The sequence below is a fragment of the Paenibacillus wuxiensis genome, from assembly GCF_040195695.1.
GTDB lineage: Bacteria > Bacillota > Bacilli > Paenibacillales > Paenibacillaceae > Paenibacillus_B > Paenibacillus_B suaedae.
In genome coordinates this window covers 92367-112718 of the sequence record NZ_JBEFZI010000002.1, presented here as the reverse complement: position 1 = coordinate 112718, position 20352 = coordinate 92367, and the positions used below count along the sequence as shown (strand labels likewise).

13 protein-coding genes are annotated in these 20352 nt (G+C 42.6%); 1 reads left to right on the top strand and 12 read right to left on the bottom strand.

Annotation, left to right across the window (positions count from 1 at the left end):
* Window positions 1-42 precede the first annotated feature (42 nt).
* Both ABN764_RS03750 and ABN764_RS03745 read right to left on the bottom strand, forming a co-directional pair.
* Window positions 43-1116, bottom strand: a complete 1074-nt coding sequence (locus ABN764_RS03750; RefSeq protein ID WP_446671326.1) for a phosphotransferase enzyme family protein — start codon at window positions 1114-1116, stop codon at window positions 43-45.
* 512 nt (window positions 1117-1628) lie between these two features.
* Entirely contained in the window at window positions 1629-3461 is a 1833-nt protein-coding gene (locus ABN764_RS03745) for an amidohydrolase (protein ID WP_446670963.1), read from the bottom strand.
* 178 nt (window positions 3462-3639) lie between these two features.
* On the opposite strand from ABN764_RS03745, the gene ABN764_RS03740 reads away from it, so the two are divergent.
* Window positions 3640-4278 (top strand): hydrolase, encoded by a 639-nt coding sequence (locus ABN764_RS03740; RefSeq protein WP_174808617.1) that lies wholly within the window; start codon window positions 3640-3642, stop codon window positions 4276-4278.
* An 88-nt stretch (window positions 4279-4366) separates the two neighbouring features.
* Here ABN764_RS03740 and ABN764_RS03735 read toward each other — a convergent pair whose 3' ends face one another.
* The 10 genes from ABN764_RS03735 to ABN764_RS03690 all read right to left on the bottom strand — a co-directional run bounded on the left by ABN764_RS03735 (window position 4367) and on the right by ABN764_RS03690 (window position 20125).
* Window positions 4367-5254: a LysR family transcriptional regulator gene (locus ABN764_RS03735; protein ID WP_446670962.1), complete on the bottom strand. Its 888-nt coding sequence runs from the start codon at window positions 5252-5254 to the stop codon at window positions 4367-4369.
* 25 nt (window positions 5255-5279) lie between these two features.
* On the bottom strand, window positions 5280-6161 hold the full coding sequence (locus ABN764_RS03730) for a LysR family transcriptional regulator (protein WP_446670961.1): 882 nt from the start codon (window positions 6159-6161) through the stop codon (window positions 5280-5282).
* 173 nt (window positions 6162-6334) lie between these two features.
* Window positions 6335-8926: a carbohydrate-binding protein gene (locus ABN764_RS03725; protein WP_446670960.1), complete on the bottom strand. Its 2592-nt coding sequence runs from the start codon at window positions 8924-8926 to the stop codon at window positions 6335-6337.
* Window positions 8927-9007: 81 nt separating this feature from the next.
* Window positions 9008-10411, bottom strand: a complete 1404-nt coding sequence (locus ABN764_RS03720) for an ABC transporter substrate-binding protein (protein ID WP_446670959.1) — start codon at window positions 10409-10411, stop codon at window positions 9008-9010.
* Window positions 10412-10511: 100 nt separating this feature from the next.
* Entirely contained in the window at window positions 10512-11837 is a 1326-nt protein-coding gene (locus tag ABN764_RS03715) for a response regulator transcription factor (RefSeq protein ID WP_446670958.1), read from the bottom strand.
* An 8-nt stretch (window positions 11838-11845) separates the two neighbouring features.
* Complete coding sequence (locus ABN764_RS03710; protein WP_446670957.1) at window positions 11846-13531, bottom strand: sensor histidine kinase; 1686 nt, start codon at window positions 13529-13531, stop codon at window positions 11846-11848.
* A 555-nt stretch (window positions 13532-14086) separates the two neighbouring features.
* Complete coding sequence (locus ABN764_RS03705) at window positions 14087-15202, bottom strand: glycoside hydrolase family 88 protein (RefSeq protein ID WP_446670956.1); 1116 nt, start codon at window positions 15200-15202, stop codon at window positions 14087-14089.
* Window positions 15203-15222: 20 nt separating this feature from the next.
* Window positions 15223-16863: a response regulator transcription factor gene (locus tag ABN764_RS03700; RefSeq protein ID WP_446670955.1), complete on the bottom strand. Its 1641-nt coding sequence runs from the start codon at window positions 16861-16863 to the stop codon at window positions 15223-15225.
* Window positions 16864-16869: 6 nt separating this feature from the next.
* On the bottom strand, window positions 16870-18660 hold the full coding sequence (locus ABN764_RS03695; RefSeq protein WP_446670954.1) for a sensor histidine kinase: 1791 nt from the start codon (window positions 18658-18660) through the stop codon (window positions 16870-16872).
* Between the two features lie 124 nt (window positions 18661-18784).
* Window positions 18785-20125 carry an ABC transporter substrate-binding protein gene (locus tag ABN764_RS03690; RefSeq protein WP_446670953.1) on the bottom strand — a complete coding sequence of 447 codons (1341 nt, stop codon included), beginning with the start codon at window positions 20123-20125 and terminating at the stop codon, window positions 18785-18787.
* Window positions 20126-20352 lie beyond the last annotated feature (227 nt).

Sequence of the window (20352 nt, the reverse complement as noted above, 5' to 3'; positions counted from 1 at the left end):
CAAAGAGCCGGCTGTTCGCCATTTGCAATCCACACACAAAGTCTAAATATTCCGTTCCTCATACTCAAAGGGTTCTTCACATGAGTAAATGTCATGGAAAAAGCCCTTATATGGGATATCCTCTTCCAAACATTTTATGATATACGACATTACCTCGTCACTCCTTGGCTCCTCACCGCTGTTCTGCATCACCTCGAAGTAGTCGACGATATTTTCCATGTCACACACCTGAATAAATAAAGGTAACTGATCCAACATCGAATCTTCGATCTGGGTCTCGGATCTGTATCCCTTGAGGACTATTTCAAAATAATCATCCATAAACGTTTTACGTTTAGCGACATCTGGTTCAAATTGTACCCAGCCCACTCCGCTTATCCAGAGACCTGCCAGATCAAACATATACCAAGCGAAACATGAATTATCGAAATCATATACGGTTATTTGCCCGGTATCAAAATCTATCGAATAATTCCCATCGTTATAATCAAAATGGTTCATACCGAAAGATTCACGATTCCTATCCAATCCTTCTAAGGTATTAAGCAGCTCAACCAGCTTCTTCTTAACCAGAGAGAAGGAGTCGGGTATCAGTTTATTCATATATTCGGCATTGTATTTGTCAAAAAAACTATACCGACGATGGACAGGAGTATACTCTTTCGATATGTGGTGCAGTTTCCCCAGGGTTTTACCACAGTTATAAAAGTATTCGGAGAGAGGAACCCCTTCCCGGTACCGATAATGATTTTCCACAAGCAATTTTCCCTTGGCCTTTTCGAACAGGCAGATATAGAAGGTATGATTTTTATGCGTGATCTCTTCCAGCAGATTCCCCTTTTGGGAGCTGACTACATTCGAGACACTTCCGCCATGCTCAAATAAATATCGGATATACTCCACTTCGGCCAGGAAATCTTCCCGCTTCCTGTCAGGTAAGAAGGCGATTCTGAGAATTTTAGCGTCAGCTCCCTCTTTCTTACAGGTATATACGACATTCCGCCCTCCGTCATGTGCGGGAATAAGCTTAATTTCATAGCCTTCTAATCCGAACAACTCCGTTACTACTGGAAGTAAATAGGTATCTCCGATTGAAACAACATCGTTATGAGTCATGATATTTTCTTTTGTTTGCAACCTCTCAGCGCACCTTCCCTCAAAAAATTCATCATTAATCTACAACTTGACCTAATTGATAACCACCTTGTTTAGCATTGACATAACACTCCCCCCAGCATTTTCTATTTTAAATAGTACCTAAATATCCCAATCAAAGTCTAGTGGATTTTCTATATCCGTATTTTGCAAAAAACCCAAGAAGCGATTTTCCATCAACGACTTCTGAACTTTAACGGGCCTTATTGGGTCTACCCTATCCATATTGGCAACCATATTATTTATGATTCGCTTCATCGGTCTGGATGCAGTCTACATGATGCTGAACTTTCCAATTGCCATTCAACAATTGGTTATTGCTATATGGTTAAACGTGAAAGGATTATTGCTTATTTGTATATCTGCAAAAAAAGAGAACTATATTCAGTTCTCTTTTTTGCGCTTTAATGATTTCACAAGAAAAGGTAATGCCCGACAGTGATTTATTATCTTCCCAAGCCGCATATTTGAGATTAGAAGACGAAGCAATCCAAGTCACAAAATCCGCTGCCATGATGATGATTGCAACTGTGATGCAAGCGCTGTTGCCTATATGGTGGCCCTCCGGATCCATCGCCTCCGTCGTTCATTCCGTTATAGTAGCCTCCGAAGAAATTATGCGGTGACCAATCAGGGCTCGCTTTTGGAGTAGGTGGTGCCAAGGACTGAAACTCTTGTGTGCCGTATACGATCTTGCCTCCTACAACTGTAAAGACTGACTCGATTTTTTTAATATCTTCTTCGGCGACTTGAAAGAAATTGTCCGAGAGAATTGTAAAATCAGCGTAATGCCCGGCTTTAATTTGTCCTTTAACATCCTCCTCTTTAGAGAACCATGCATTCCCGGTCGTATACATACGAAGCGCCTGATGTCTCTCTACACGATTGGAAGCAGGGTACAAACTAAGCCCACCAAGTGTTTTTCCGGTTACTAGCCAGTATAAGGCCAGCCACGGATTATAACTTGCAACTCTTGTTGCATCTGTCCCTACTCCGACACGTAAACCAGCAGTCAGCATCTTCGTTATCGGTGGTGCATGCTCTGCTGCCGCTGCCCCATATTGATCAACAAAATATTCTCCTTGAAAGGCCATGCGATTCTGAACGGCAATCGAACCGCCAAGCGTGATGACGCGTTCCAAATCTTTTTCCTGAATTGTCTCCGCATGATCGAGAATCCAACGTATGTCTTGGAAAGGAGCTTCTTTATTCACCCGTTCAAATACATCAAGAAAGCGCGTAATAGATTCTCCATAGGTTGCATGAAGACGAAACGGCCATCGATGCTTGGCAAGATGCTCTGTTACCTCGAATAGTTCATCTTCCAGTACGGCGGGCAGTTCTGGACGAGGTTCAACAAAATCTTCGAAGTCTGCCGCACTGTATACAAGCATTTCTCCGGCACCGTTATGACGGTAGTAAGAGCTGCCCGTGTACGGCTGCGTTGTTTCCGTCCAAGCTTTGAAATCGTTCAGTTCATTATTAGGATGCTGCGTAAATAAATGATAGGCTGTACGAACTGTAATCTCACCACGCTTATCCAGCTCTTCAAACACTTTATAATCATCAGGATAGTTCTGAAAGCCGCCTCCAGCATCAATTAAACTTGTTACTCCAAAACGGTTCAATTCCCTCATAAACAGTCGGGTAGAATTCATTTGATCATCATAGGTAAGCTTCGGGCCTTTAGCTAATGTGGCATACAAAATAGTCGCATTCGGGCGAGCGATTAACAATCCCGTTGGATTGCCCTGGCCATCCCGTTGGATTTCCCCACCTGGCGGGTTCGGTGTGTTTTTCGTGTATCCGATCACACGCAAAGCCGCTTTATTCAAAAAGGCTTGACGATAGAGATTAAGGATGAATACGGGAGTATCAGGGGCAATTCGGTTAATTTCATCTAATGTAGGCATCCGGCGTTCTTTAAATTGAAACTCGGTCCATCCGCCAACAACGCGAACCCAATGAGGCGGCGGTGTTCGATCAACTTGTTTTTTCAACATCCTTAAAGCATCAGCCACAGAAGGTACGCCATCCCAGCGCAATTCGAGATTAAAGTTAAGTCCACCTCGAATAAGATGCAAATGCGAATCGTTTAACCCCGGAATTAACATGCGTTGGTTAGCGTTAATCACTTTTGTATTTGGGCCGACAAGCTTCATTATCTCAGCATCGTCCCCTATAGCACAAAATTGCCCGTCCTTTACTGCTAGTGCAGTCGCTATGGGGTTGTCATCGTTCATCGTTATGATACACGCATTAATAATAATAAGTTCAGCATCCATTCGATTCGGCTGCTCAATCATCTTTTGTCCTCCAAGCCAGCTATCGATTTCGATATCATATAGTTTTTTACGATGGATCCTATAGAAAATTGATGATGGTTTGCCCGTTCATGACCCCATACACTTAAGACATGCAACAGAAGTTCGAAATCAACTCTTTTCCGTTGCCACCATACTTAAAGAAGGAAGGGATCACCATATGTTTAATGACAAAACAGATTTACTGACACCCGAGAACTCTGCAATCATTCTTATAGACCATCAGCCCCAAATGTTGTTTGGAACACAAAGTGCTGACCGTCAAACGATTATTAACAATACCGTTGGATTAGCCAAAACGGCTAAAGTATTTAATGCCCCCATCATTTTAACAACGGTTGCTTCGGAATCATTCTCAGGCCCCCTTCATCCGCATATTCAAGAAGTATTTCCCGATCAAAAGCCAATTGATCGAACATCAATGAACTCCTGGGAGGACAAAAACTTCGTTGAGGCCGTAAAGCAAACGGGGCGCAAGAAGCTGATTATCGCAGCTCTCTGGACGGAAGTTTGTCTTGCATTTCCAACGATTTCGGCCATCAAAGATGGATATGAAGTGTATATTGTTACAGATGCTTCAGGTGGTACGACGACAGAAGCACATAACACATCCATTCAACGTATGATTCAAGCGGGGGCGATCCCTGTCACATGGCTTTCTGTCCTTCTTGAATATCAACGAGATTGGGCACGTGAAGAAACATACGATGCCGTTGTGAATGTTGCAATCCAGCATGCTGGGGCTTATGGTACGGGCGTTGTTTATGCCAAAACGATGTTTGGCGGCCACGAAGGTTAAATCCAAATCCTCTACAATAGCTATCAACGTATAGGTTTAGGTACAGTTCCAATAACACCGGACTGTACCTTTTTTAGAACACGATCTGTTACATGGTAAGTGATTTCGCTGGTTCTAAAAAATAACTTATAAAATTTTGAATCGCGGGCTCAATAAACCGATCCTTTTGAACAATAAGCTTGACTTCACGTGCAGGAATCGGGTCTAAGAAACGTATTACTTTTACTTTCGAACAAGCAGAGCTTTCTAAGAATGAAATTGGCAAAATAGCCACCCCCATTTTTTGAATGACCATATAGAGAACAATGGTAGATGAGGTAGACTGAAATTTCGTTTGAGCAGGCTTGGCAGTTTCGAACCCGGAAGTTTGCATTAGCTCTTCTGTATTTGTATCGCTAACAAACACATCTGAATCTATTTGTTCCAATTCGTGAAGAGAAATGGCCGTTCGATCCGCCCATGGATGATCTGCGTAAACGATGAGCGCCTGTTCTTCTTTATATACATGTACAGCATATAGTTCCTTGTTAAGTTCCGAACAATCACTGAAAGCAATGTCAATATGCCTATTCCGTAAGTCCCCATAACCATTTTCGATATTTACAAAATGAAGCGCAATAGCCGGGTTCTGTTTATGAAATTTTAAAAAAAGGGGCATCAAATACGGACAATCGAATGGCGAGATGCCGATCGAGAGCGAGAGTTGATTGGCTCGGGGATAGTTTAGTTCATATGTTTCGGTTTTCGACTCATCGATTAGCTCCATTACGGAACGAGCTTTCTCATAAAGAATTTGCCCTGCAGCTGTAAGCTTTACCCCTCTACCTGCCCTTTTAAATACAGGAATTCCGAATTCTTCCTCGATATATCGAATCTGCTGGCTTAATGCAGGTTGAGAAATCAGGAGCGATTCTGCGGCTCTAGCAAAGCTGCCTTCTTCGCAAATTTGAATAAAGCACTCTAATTGTCTGAACACGGATTCACACCTCAACCTCTCTTTGTTATCCAGCCATTTGGCCTCGAATAAAATGATTCATCTCTTCCATGAATGCACGTGCCGTCATGTTCCATGCAAAGGAATTCAGATGGATAAGCGATACGTCCCAACAAGGTACGAAGTCTTCAAATCTCACCATCCGAAAAGCATACTCCTTGAAACTTTCAACCAAACATACCGGAAGAAGCGCTGCTCCAAGCCCGTGACGAAGCCACTGAATTAATAAAGAAATGGAAGTAGTTTCGATCATGGAACTCACAGTAAGACCACAGGCTAATCCATACATTTCGATTACTGATTTGTATTGCTGCAGAAACAAAATGGTATTCATTTGCTTCAATGATCGAATAGGAAGGAAGGAATGAGCAGCCATAGAGTGCTTCGAATGAACGAAGAGCGCCATTTCTTGTCGATACAAGTAAGTCGATACGATGGAATTCCTTGTCTTTGAATCGGAAGTAATCCCAATATCAACTTCTCGTTCTAGCACACTATGCTGCACATTCGCAGTCTCAATAACCTTTAGTTGTACATGGGGATGCTTTTCATGAAATTTTATAAAGCAAGGTGCAAGATATTCAAGCTCAGCAGGACAACAACCAATTGCGAGCGTTTCTCTCACTGCTGTCGCTTCGTTTTTCATTTGATATCGAGCTTCTTCAAGCAAATTCATTATGGTGTTGCCCTTATGTAAAAGGATTTTGCCTGCTTCCGTCATCTCCACCCCCTTTGCGCCCCTATTAAACAATGGCGTATTAAATTCATTCTCTAATACACGAAGCTGCTGACTTAATGTAGGCTGCGTTACCCCCAATTCCGCTTTGGCTTTGGTGAGACTTCCCGATTTGCATATTTGGATAAAATATTGAAGCTGGCGCAGTTCCATTAGCGGCACTCCTCTCTATCTGTATGTCAAGCGACTTACTTTTATTGTAAAAATCGCTGCATAAAATGAACATGTGCAATCCTATGCGTATCAGTAGCGATATTACTTCATTAAAAAAAGCATGAATCTGTCATGTAGCTGACGAATTCATGCTTCATATGATAATTACGGTGTTACGGGTTGACTTGAATCGTAAACGCAGAGGTTGGATTGTTTATTTGTGTTGTCCCGGGCCCCATATTCAGAAATTGCAAGTTATTGAACGTAACGGATCCTACTGGCTGGTTCGCCCAGATTCCAAAGCCCGAATTGACTTCAAATGCATCTTCGCTCTTGCGAACGCCCGATATTTTAATGTTTGATAAAATCGTATCCGTGATCGGGAATTCCGGCGTAGAACCTTTATAGTTCGTCTGAAACATAATCCCATGGTAGGTTGGGTCAATAATTTCCACATCACTTATGCGAATACCTCGGTACTCTTTCGAGGCCGAAAATAGCCAGAGAGCCGGGAATGTCTGATTTCCCCAGAAATGACCGCCTGTACGAAGAAGCGAGACATTCTCGATCTTTGTTGGAGGAGCCGAACCAAAACCGCGGAACGCAATGCCAAAGTCCAGCGAACTGACGGTTAGACCCGAATAAGCGAGTGTGTCCGCAATGTAAATATTGCGAAACGTATTGTTGAAGCCGCCGTATACGGCAAGTCCTGCAGCCCGCCATGTGAGTAGCGATGTTAAATTTTCAAAGACGTTGCCTTGATTGTCTTCGGAAGTGCCGCTGTCTACAGCATTAAACAAGGCAAAGCTATCATCACCAGTGCTGCGAGCCTCGTTGTTTGTCACCAAGTTGTTCGTGCTTCCGTTTGTAAAATTGATAGCATCTGCAAATACGTTTCGAATCCGGGAATTTTTAATGATAGTGTTATCGACGTTCTGTCCCCAGAACATACACATCTGATGCTCGACCCAGATGTTGTCGAAAGTCATGTTGGCTACGTTCGTAAATGCGAATACTTTGCCTGCCCTATCATCACGGATGTTATAGTTGCCAAAATAAGCAAAGTTGGCAAAAGTGGAGCCGTCAGCGCCTGCACTTGCTGCAAAACCGATATCTGTATTTGTCTGATTGGAAGGAGCTACAAACCGGGTATACCATGGACCAGCGCCGACCACTTTCACAGGCTTGCCGTATACTTGAAACTTGGCCCCTGTTTCATAGGTTCCGGCAGGCAAATATACCCCAATAAGTTTTCCAGTCGGATCCATACGAACTTGATCCAATGCTTGTTGAACAGCCTGGTGTGTAGTGTTTGTAGGTGTTACGTATTGGGAAGGATCGGGATTAGGCAGTGGCGATACTTGCTCCAGGCTGATGAAATCGATCGCATAGGTCGTTGTGTTTGCCGGATCCTTTTGCAGCTTGATCGTACTTCCCGCAGGAATCGTGTTATCAAACATAATGTTCGCTTCATCGTAGATAAACCGAGCAGCGCCAGCAGAAGGGGAATTGCTTGGCGATGCCTCATTGCCGTAGAGCCACGAATACCTTGATGTCAGATTGAGCGACTTTGCAAACACGTTGTTGACATAAACATTCAGTGTATTACTCAATCCATTCCCGCTAGGAGCATCAGGTATGGAGAAACGCGCAACAAGCGTGTTCGTACTTGCTTTCGTCTTAAATTCAACGAAACTGCCTGTTGAGTTTAACGTGACTGCTTTTCTGCCGGAAGCTTCTCCAGCTAAATCACCAATGTTTCGGTTCGGACCGACGATAACTGCCCCGCCTCCGATAACGCCATCCTCCGCTTCATACCTATCATAAGGCATTGTCGCGCCTTTTTGTGGCACCAAAGAACTGTTGGAGAATTTGAACCAGTTGATATTGAATAGTCCATCCCCGCTGCCCTTAAACTTCAGAAAGACATGGTGTAAACCGCTGATTGGATTTATACTGCAAAATTTTGTCGTCCATGTCTGCCATCCGCCTGTCGGCTCAACTGCACAAGTACCTGCAAGTGTGCCTGCCAAGCTGTCCAATCGGATTTCAATAAGTCCTCCGCCGCCATTACTTGCCACCCGCACCTCAAACTGCGATACACCGGAGCCAAAATCGATATTGTGATAAGCTGTATAGTCATCATTTTCGATAAAGCCGATATTAAATCCGCCTTCACTGGATACTTCCGTTTGAATGCCCATTTGATCGTCGTAGCTTTCTGCTTCGATGGTGGACAATGCAGATCTCGACGACGCGAACACTCCAAACTCAGATAACTGGGCGGCTACCCAACCATTATTGGCAGTGAAATTCAGTTTTACGTATCTTGCTGCCGTAGCTGGGAAATGGATGGTTACCGTATTCCCACTGATTGGACCAAACGAATAGCTGGCCGAGGCAGCCAATGTCGTATAATTAGCATCATCGATACTGCCCGACACGGATAAGGTTTGCTCTCTTTGCCCCCATGTTTCCGGGAGCTGCAGAACGACTTGACCGATCGTGCTCACATGGCCAAGATCGACACGAAGCCATTGCGGGAATGCATTGTTCGCACTTTCCCAATACGTCGACGGATCGCTGTCTACCGCTTTCTCAGGCGTGTAAATATCGTTGTAACTGCTTGCCCAGACGGGCTTGCCTGCTGCCAAATTGGAGGAGGCTTGCACGGGGGTTGCACCTAGTGACAACTGTGTAAGTATTAAGCTTACAATGAGGAATAACAAGAGAATCGTGGACTTTCTCGGGAGTCGTACTCGCATCTTCATAACCTTCCTTTCCTTTTTGGTTGAATCGAATATTTTAGACATACTTGTAACTCTATTTTCACACATGATGCTTTCTTATTTGACTGTCATCTGATTGTAAAACCTCACCTGTACAAGCTGCGCAGCCGCCACCAACACCGTCTTTGGATCTGCATCCTCGCGTGAGAAAATATCCTGAACGACACCGGCCATCGTCGCGTAGTACTCTTGCGTATTGAACTGCGCCTCCAACTTTCCATCCATTAGCTCCAGTGTCTCAGGGGGGTATTGATACACATTGTCGTATTTTTCATAGATCGCCTTAACTTTTTCCGCATAGGCAGAATCAGGTGTGAAATACTCAATAACAGGCGGAACAAAATATTTTTGATCTTTCTGTCGCTGCTGGATACTCGCCTCTATCGACAACAGTCCTTTATCGGTGAAATAATCAAACGTAGCATAACGAAAGGCCATCTTTTGTTCTTCACTCGTCGCTTTCGGATTGATAACTAGGAAATCCCCTCCAAGTACACCTATGTGCTTGCCTCCTTGTTCGACCGCCGGCATCGGATATACGACAATATCCTCAGGCTTCATCTTCCCTTGGTTGAGTGCCTGATCGATTGGGCCGTCAGGACCCGATATGATCATCGCCGTTCTTCCTTGAATCAAGGCGCCTATAGCATCTCCCCAACCAAGCGCCCAGTCTTTCGGGATTACCTTCGCTTCCCAAGCTAGATGTTGATAAAATGTGAGGGCCTTAATGCCAGCTTCCGAATGAAATACGGCCATAACTTTACCGTCATCTGCTTTCTGAATATCGCCTCCTGCTCCAAATAGAAAGTTCGTCCAGTTCCACCCGGCTTCATTCCCCTTGCCCATCAGGGCGATGCCCGAGATGCCCTTCGCAGGCTCAGCCGCCGCCTGTGCTGTAGCAAGCATGTCAATCCAAGTCCAATCAAAACGGGGCAGCGCAATTTTTTTATGAACGAAGAGACTTTTGTTTATAATTGTGCCGGTAACATATCCTTGCTGGGCAATTCCGTATACCCTGCCTCCAATAATGAACTGCTCCTGCAGTATCGGATTCATTTGATCTTTAAACGCATAATCATGAAACAAGCTCGTGATGTCAGCTGCCCATCCCTTATCTGCCAAAAATCTTCCTTCCGTTGCATATGTATTGAATAAAGTTGGCGCCTCATTGGCTCCCATCTTAATTCCGATTTGATTCGGATCATACTGCCAATCGCTTTTTACGACTTCCACATTCGGGTACTGTGCTACAAAACGTTTGATCTTGTCATCTTCAAGCGCCCTCTTCTCGATTTGATCAGGCGGAGGGTAGTAGATGCTGATCGTTACCTTAGCAGATTCCGCTGAATATTTTGATGCATCGTCAGTGGTGATACTTGATGAACGACTACATGCGGTTAGCATCAATGCAGAGATACATATGATTATCGAGGTTACGAGAATAACTCTACGTTTATCCATAAGGATAGTGGCTCCTTTGAGCGAATCTATTTACAATTATTATTGTAATTTGGCAGATTAACGATGAACATGTGTGATTCTCTGAAGATCATAGGCGATTCTACTTTTTGAATTCGCTCAGACTTACTCCATAATATTTTTTGAATATTTTACTGAAATGCTCCGGTGATTCGTAGCCGACCTTTTCAGCGATTTCATAGCGTCGCAGATCAGTAGTTAGTAGCAGCAGCCTGCTTTCTTCCATTCTCAGTTTCACGACATAGTCCCATAGGTTGTAACCCGTTATTTTTTTGAATAAATAACTTAAATAATTTGGACTCACATGACTTTTTTGAGCAATTTCCAAGAGTGTTAATCCCTTTTGGGCAAAATGCTCATGGATATATTTCTTAGCCTTATCTACAATTTGATTAGACTGCATGTGCAGTTCGTCCTTCATAGGCTCTTCCCCATCATGATTCCAGCAAAAATCTCCATAATAAAACACATAATGATCTGGGAATACGCGGTTAAAGCGGACTGCTCGTCGCGCCTGTTGATCCAATACGCTGATATACTCAAACCCCTGTAAAATATGGCTCATGCCGATCACAGATTGCAGTGATAAGTAACCTTGAATATTCAAGCAGAGTAATCTACCAATCACATCTAATTGACTGATTTTGTCTTCACCTGGATCGCCATATGTTTCACTATCCCACTGGAGAATGACCGTAATCTCATGCTCTGACGAACAAAAAGCAATATAATTACACTGCCCTTCAAGCAGTTCATTTGTCATGTTTAAAACGGCATACTGCAGCAACTGAACATCTTCTCCCAACGATCGCTGTCTGTTTACTGGGGATTGCAGTTGAAGATCGATTTTGAGCACCGAAAAATAGGGCCCCACTAATGAGAGATCACTCAACTGCTGAACGGCAAAAGCGTCCTTACATACTATATCAGGATGAACAAGCAGCCTGTTTAATAACGCTGTTGTCGCCGGATCTGGTTCGTTCATACGAAAGTGTTCATTTAATGGAGTGGCAACTCCATCGTGTGTGGTCGTTTTTGTCAGCCTCAGCAGCACGCTGCGCACGGAATCTAGGAACTGGCTGCTGTTAATGGGCTTGATCAAATAATCTTTTGCTCCCAGCCGCATAGCCAATTGTGCATATTGAAAAGTCTCATGCGCGGAGACAACAATGGATTGAACGGACGGCTTTGCCATTTTAGCTTGATGCATTAATTCGATACCGCTCATTTCACCCATCTGAATATCTGTAATTAATAAGTCAATGTCTTCCATTCGGATAAAATCCATCGCCTCATATCCACTGTGAGCGATGAAAACATTATGGATATGTAATCCTGAAGAAGCAAGCAGATTGCTTAATCCTTTGCAAATCCATGGCTCGTCATCTACGATCAAAATGTTATACATATAAAAATTCACCCCATAAGTAGTTGTTTGCCGTGAGTAACTTCGCTTTTAGGCAGCGTAATGGTGACAATCGTCCCCTGATGCTCTTTTTTGCTATAGCTAATCCCATAGGAGCAGCCAAAGTGCAGCTTAATCCTCTGCTGAATGTTGCGGATTCCATACCCGACAGATGGCTCCTCCATCTCTTCATTCAATAATCGGTGGATTTCTTCATAATCGACCTCTTTATATCCATTGTCTTCTACTCGAATAATCACAATATCGGATTGAATGTCGGCAGAAACAACAATTTCACCGTCATCCTCCATATTTTTCACGCCATGAATAATGGCGTTTTCAATTAATGGCTGAAGGGTAATTTTGGGGATCTGCAAATGGCGCACCTCATCGCTTATATTCCATACAACACGAAACCGAAACTCGTATCTACGCTGCTGCAAACTAATGTAAGCTAAAGCATGCGCCAACTCCTCTTCAATGGTTATTAATTCTCTTCCTCTGCTTAATCCGATTTTCATTAATTTGGCTAAGTCTTTAATCATCTCGGCAGATTGCGTGCTTCCTTCCAACATGCTTTTCCAGTAGATGCTCTCCAGCGTGTTATACAATAAATGCGGATTGATTTGCTGATATAAAATTTGCAGCTGCGCTTCCTTTTGCTTAATTTCATATTGATATTTATCGTTCACAAGATGATTTAGGCGGTCAGCCATATCATATACGGACGTAATCAGTGCACCCAATTCATCATTTCTGTTCCCCTCAACTGGTCTGGCCGCATGTTTCCCAGGTGTATAACTGCGAATGAAACGTGACAATTTTTGCATCGGGTTCATCAGCGATCTCCAAAAATAGATGAAGGCCGCAAAAACGAGTAAGGCGTAAACAATTGAAATGAACTGAATAATTTGTTTGAGTTGGCTTTGCTGCTGGAGCAAGGAATGAAGCGGGAGTCGATAGACGAGCTTTTGCTGCAGATGATAGCTATAGTTAATGACATAGATGTGACCCGAATGGATAATGTCTAGATAGCCATCTTTTCGCTCGATTTCTTTTGCACGGTCTGGGAGTTCCAATATGGATCCTACTCCTTCTGCTGTTGAGGCAAAAATTTGATTGGACCAATCTGTTAAAAAAATTTCTCCTTGCGGCAAAGAAACCGTGCTGAAATCGTTTTGAATTATTTTTTCAAGCTTAGTGACTACGAGTACGCCAATCACACCGCTAGCCTGGGATATATTATTGACAGCTCGGACATAGCTTAGCGTCTTTGGCTGGGACGAGGAACTCATACTATCAATGACTTTTAGACTCCCCTTCCCCTGCATCCGAACCGCTTCCAGAAACCAATCGGGCTTGTCTTGCTCCGTTAAAAAATAGACACCGGCTTGAGGAGCGGATCGATCTTTTGGAGCGAACGAATAGTAGTCAGCAGGATCATAAACATACAGGGAAAAATAAACCGCCTCCCCCCCATTTACGCCAATCGAGTAGCTTTTGAGCAGTTTGTCCAACGCTTCGTATTTGCTAACCCGTTCAAGAATGGAGTCGGTACCGCTCGGAATCATATGCTGTGTAAGCGGATTTTGAATAATGGTTTTGGTCATAAGATCAATGGAGTCTATATCTCGATTTACAAGGTTTAAGTTCTGTTTATTTAATTCAAGATAGGCGTTCGTGACGGTTTGCTTCAATATGTGCTCTGCTGTCAAGTTTCCATAATAGGTAAGAATAAAAATAGGACTTACCATAAATATAAACAGGAGCAGAAGTTTGTAGGTAACACTCATTTTTGACCTAGGTTTTGAAAGCATTGTTCGCACGCACTTCGCTCCTTCAAAACTTCCGTTTGTTGAATCGGGCGAATCGATAAGAAATAGGAAAGAAAGATAATATATATTCATCAGGAGTAGATCGTTTAGGTTATATGAGGTGGAAAAAATATTTACTAGGTTTTAGTAATGTGATTACTCTTAGTATATACGATCTATGGACAGCTGCGAGAAAAGAAATATGCAAATTGATGATCATCATCAATAGCTCAAACAACGGGCGGCATATTTTTTCTGTTATCTTTTATTCTCGCCTGAAAAACAGAGATATTCATTTAGTTAAGACTCTCCTAGTCCAATAAAAAAACCAGCGGTAGTCTTTGACTGGATGATCAAGTCTTAGACTGCCACTGGTTTATTGAAAGTGCTTTGTCAATATGGTTACAGCTCAGTAATTGTGATGAACAATTCATGACATTACCAGTAGCTTCTAATTCCGCATTGCAGACGAACCAAAGCCTCAAGATAATAATAATCTCCCCAGATCATGTAATCATCCGGCCCACGATTTCCTCTTACGTGATAAGAGCCATGCTGCAGTAAACCCTCTGCATCTGGCATATTCATTGTTGAATAGTTCGCAACAAGTGACTTCATCTGTTCATGCAGCGAATTGGTGAAATACTCACGATCTGGATCTTCCACATCAAGTAGGCTGTTCAGCTCAATCAAGCCGCAGGCAACAATTGCGGAAGCTGAGCTGTCACGAGGGGTTGACGCTTCAACTGGAACGTCAAAATCCCAATACGCAACATGATCCTCTGGCAGATGATCGATAAAATATTTCGCCATACGCTTAGAAGCAGCAAGGAATTCAGGATCTTGCGTATATCGATAAGCAAGCGCAAAGCCATAGACACCCCAAGCTTGGCCTCGTGTCCAGGTTGAGCCATCCTGATAGCCCTGATGCGTGCCTCCACGCAGAGCATTGCCATTCTCCTGATCGAAATAGAAGGTATGGTAGGAAGAGGAATCGCCTCTTACTAGGTAGCGCAGGCTCTTGCGTGCATGCTTATACGCAATATCATAGTATTCCTGTTCACCTGTCTGCTCATATGCAAAGAACAATAACGGTAGATTCAGCATGCAATCGATGATGATTCTGCCGCCGTTCTCAGGATCCCCTTCCTTGCCCCATGCTTGAATAATGCCCATCTTCGGGCGCCAGCGATTAGCAAGCACACGTGCTGCCTGCAAGGCTACCTGCCTTGCTTCTTCACTCTTTGTTATGCGATACTGGGCAACGGCGGATAGAGAATAGAGAAAGCCGATGTCATGATGATCCAAATCCACATGATGATCCAAACGATGCTTAAAGTTCTCCAAGAAGGACTCTGCTGCTTCTTTATAATACGAATCTTGACTATATTCATAAGCCAGCCATATCATCCCGATATAGAAGCCCTCGATCCAATCGTTGTTCTCTCCCCATTCATAGCACTTGTCTCCCGTAATATGAGGAAGCAATCCTGGATGATTGCGCAGATTATTTACTATTTTAGCCTGTGCATCTTCAATTGCTTTACGCCACATGAGCTCTACTCTCCTGCCTGTTAAAAGTTTATTGATTCCTCTATCATCCCTTGTGATTTGTCCCAGGAGACAAACTCTCTTGGTGTTGTTCCTACATCACGCTTAAATAATTTAATAAAATAGCTTTTGTTCGAATAACCGAGCAAATCTGAGATTTCCTCTACCGTTTTGTTCGATTGCAGCAGAAGCTCCTTGGCCTTCTGAAGTTTAACTCGATTCACATACTCAATAAAATTGATATTCAACTCTCGCTTAAACAGCCGACTGAAATAACTCGAGTTGAGATTTAAATAGCTGGCCATCTCCTCCAGCGTTATCCGCTCCGAAACATGCTGAATGACATATTGCTGCGCCTTAATCACTTCCGGACGCGAAGATATCGTAATCTCACTTAACTTAGCAGCCATACGCGATAAGTAGTCAAAGAACCACTCCGATAAATGCGACAAGGTTACGATTTGGCTTATGGTTAAATAGAGCTTCTCATCGGAAAACTCGCTTTGAAAATGAAGTGTAACTTTTATTTTCATATGTAAATCCAAAAGCAATTGCAGAGCCCATTCTTTTACATAATCAGGATGAAAATGAGAGGCTTTCACCCAATTCGACCAATCTTGTATCGTCTTTACGAGTCCAGACTGATTCTTAGCTGCTATATGCTCACTAATCATGGAATAATACTTTGCATACTCTTGATACATATCAATTTTGCTGAATTCCTGCTTTGACCATGTACTCACGCTGGATTCTGCACTATAAAATCGATGCTCCAACTCCTGCAGCATAGGAAGCAGAGCATCTTGAATTTCTTTGGGTTTGCTTACCGTTCGACCAATGAAGCCGGATACATGGATTTTTATGTACTGTTTTATGTTTGTAATGCAGGTCTGCATCATGTGATAAACATAGGACTGCTCAACACTCGGATCATCCGTTAAATAGAGAACTACCAAGTCGCGACTATTATAGTTAAAAATAACGAAATTCCCTTTGTCGCTCAGAATCTCCTGAAGCACATTCTCCACCGCAAAAATAATCGTATGATCATTCAACCTGTGCAGACGAGTCATCTCATTCAACCGATCTACAGAGAGGATCATTGTGACGTACTGTTTTGATTGAAGATTAATACCGTTTATTCCTGCCTTTTCAATCCAAGCATGCTTCGACCAGGAATTTTGATACAGGGTGTCCTTCAAAAACTTGTTTCTGACAGCGCTCTGATTCATTTTGCCAAGTTGCTTGTAATGTTGAAATTCAGCCAATTGATCCTGTTTGGAGCATAATCGAAGGGTTATCTTCTTTAAAATCTGCTCTAATTGCTCCACTTCCAAGCTTTCCTTCAAAATATAGTCCTGAACATTCAGCTTAAGTGCTTTTTGAGCGTAATGAAATTCATCATGGCAGGATATAATAATCGCCGCAAAGTCAGGGTTAATCGAGCTATACTCCGCAATCAGTTCGAGTCCATTCATCTTCGGCATGCCAATATCCGTAATCACGATATCTGGCAATCGCTCGCACATCCGAATCGCTTCCAACGCTTCTAATCCATTGGAATATGTACCGAGCAATTCGATGTGAAGCTGGTTCCATTTGACGGCTTGAGACAAATATTGAAGAACAGGGTAATCATCATCTACTACAATCGCTGTAAACATGTAGCTTCACTCCACTTCACGGTTTACTTGGGGTAATTGAAGCGTAATTGTAGTTCCTACATCAACTTCACTGCTAATCCTCATCAGAAACTTTCCGCCATATATTAATTTCAATCGCTGATAAACATTCGTCACGCCAATTCCAGAGAAGCCTGATTTATTAGGCGCAGCCTCTCCCTGCCCATTCTCCAGTTTGGTTATCAATTCTTGCAAACGTTCTGGCGTCATTCCGACGCCATTATCATGAATCTTAATCAAGAGGCTGCTTTCTTCATCCACCTTAACCGTATACGCTTCGATTTCAATTTGGCCGCCATACTGATGAAACCCATGAATGATAGCGTTTTCTATTATGGGTTGAATCATAAATCGAGGAACGAATACGTGGTCACTACCCACGTCTATTTTCTCGATCAACTGAACCTGATTCGCATGCCTGAAGTTCATCAAACGTATATAATGCTGAATGGTCTCAACCTCGTCACGAAGCGATATCCATTCATTATCTCGATTAATGGTCATCCGAAGCAATGATGATAATGAACCGATTAACTTCGCATTCTCTTCATCGCCACGAATCAGAATGCTTAAGCGAATCGAATTTAACAGATTGAACATGAAATGCGGATTAATTTGTGCTTGAAGCATCTCAAGCTCTGCTTTGCGCTTCTGAGTCTGCTCAAGCGTAATCTGTTCGATCATCATTTCGATTCGATCCAGCATTTGGTCAATCGATTTGCCAAGTTGGCCTACCTCATGCTGTCCTCTAATCCCTGAACGAATATTTATCTGCCCCATATTGACCTTGGCAACAAATTTACCTAACTGCGTGATCGGATTGGTGATCGCCGAGATCAGAATCATCAGCAGAATGCAGAACCCTGTAAAGAAAAGAAACTGCATAATAAAGCTGGTTACTAATATCTGATTGTTAGGGCCCACTGCCGAAGAATAGGGAACTAGACTGAGCAAGGACCATTTGGTTCCAGCTACGGGCTCTGAAACATAAATATACTTTTCATTGTTGTAGACGAGCGTATTCTCGTTAATCGCATAATCATGGTATCGGAATTGTTGTCCGATGTTTATGGAGTCCGACTGAGATAAGATCGTTCCTTGATCATCCATCAGCATAATTTTCTGTTCCGAATAGCTGTTTAGCTGACGTTGAATCTTACTTTCGTTCACGCTGACAATTACATAGCCCAGCGAATGACCGCTTGAGTTTTTCATGGTACGAGCGATGGTAAGCACCTTCGGAGACTTCTGCTTCGCTTCGAAATTGCCGTAGTAATTGTCCTGTAAACCAATCCATGCCGTTGAAAAAGCAGCAAGCTTATCCAGTTCCTTAAAAGCAATTTTTCCATTAAAGAAATTTGGGTTAAAATCACTAAAAGAATAATTCGTATACGTAAACCCATTAATACCTAACACGGTGATATACATATCTGAATTCTGGGCAAACAGATCATCCAGATTAGAAATCAAACGCATGTATTCTAACTGCTGACCTGAGTTATTACCTCTTGCAAACTGCTCTTTGCTAATTTTCACATGGTTATTGATTTCATTATTCATCAAAATTATATTCGACAAAGATAGCATCTGTTCAACTATACCGGATACATTGGAATCAACTAATATTAACGTATCCTGCGTGCTAGAAACCGCTTTATGCAGTACAATATCTTTGGTTACATACGTAGTTAAGAAGTAATTCACAATCAGGGGAATCATAAAACACATCAAAGCCGCAATAACTAGTTTTGTACGAAGTGAATATCGATCTATTTTCATAAATGGAACCCTCAAATGTTCATCACTCTTAGAATAGGAACAGGGAAACGATTTATCTCATTTCCCCTGTTACCTATATATAATGATTCGATCTAATTTCGGTCAAGCAACAAGATCACATTTTCTATTTTTTGTTACTATTGATTACATCTGTAATTTTCTTGTCCATATTTTCAATTGTCTTTTCGATATCTTGTTTATCTAACAAGTACAATTCAACCTCAGCAATGGCAGCTTTCTCGACCTCACCAACGTAAGGAACCGGAACTGGCGCTTGACCAGGCTTCGTGTTTTTCATTGTATATTTCAAGGATTCCATATCCACCTTGGAAGGATCCTTCGAAGTGCTGACGATTTTCTCTGTCAACTTGTCGGAATCCGATTTAGCCCAACCGGAAAATACACGACCACCGATCTCCAAGCCCTCAGTTGTATACCATCTAACGAATTTGTAAGCTGCTTCTTTGTTTTTGGACTTAGCAGCAACCCCCATGTAAGTAGGTTGTACTGGGGAATAATGCTCAGTTGTACCTTCCAGCTTAGGAATGGGTGCAAACGCTGCATGGAAGGTTGCAGGGATTGCATCTGTACCGCCCGATTCAGCAACCATCCAGTCACCGATTGGTACCATCGCTGCTGCACCGTTAAAGAACTGTGTACGATAATGCAGCTTTTGAGAAATAATGTCTTCGTAAGGATTTGCTGTTTTATCTGTGTACATCATCGTTTTCAGCATTTTCAAGCTGGATGCAAGGAGTGGCTCCTTCGCATTCGAGGTTCCATCCGCTTTCAAGAAATTGTTATCGATTTCTTTACTCTTTAGCTGCAAGTTGTAAAGATCTGGCCAGTTATGGAAGTATGCACCATACACTTTGGAAGCGCCTTCACCTTTCGTGAGCTTTTTAGCATAATCTTCGAAATCAGCCCAAGTCCAATCTTGTGGAACCGGCAATTGTGCTGCGTCAAGCATGTCTTTGTTTAACAGAATGAACCAACGCTGCAGAGAGGAAGGGAGTGCAAAAATTTTCCCATCCACTTGAGTATCTACTAGGTATTCGTCACCGTACTTATAGCCTTCTTTTTCAATGTAGCTATCAAGCGGTTCCAACAGACCAATAGAAGCACGCTGCGAGTAGTTTGTATACGGCATTTCGATAATATCCAATTGATCATCTGATGCAGCCATCAAATCAAGCTTTTGCATAGATGCAACCGAATCGCCTTTTTCGTTTAGGAGATCAAGCTCTACTTTGATGTCTGGATTCGCCTTCTCAAATTCTGGTATGATTTTGCTCCATTGCGCCTTCGCATCTGTTTGCCAAGTGCTCAGCTTCAATGTTACTTTCCCTGCAGAAGTGCCATCTGCTGCTGGAGTTGATGAAGAATCAGAGGAATTGTTGCTGCCGCAAGCAGTTAGCGATAAAGCTAGTGATGCTGCTAATACAGTTTGAATTATCTTTTTCATGTAGACCCTCCTCATATGATGATGTCGAAAGTAACTTCCTAATGTCGGTATAATCGTAACATGATTAAAATCTATTCAAAGCAGACAATTTTTACTGAGCTAAGATTATTTTTACTTCTTTATAAAAAAAGTAGAGCATGATGTCGCTTATGTTGATCGGCATGGTTATAGGCACTATCCCTCGGATCCTAAGCAATTCGCGGATTGTCCAATTAGAGGATATATTC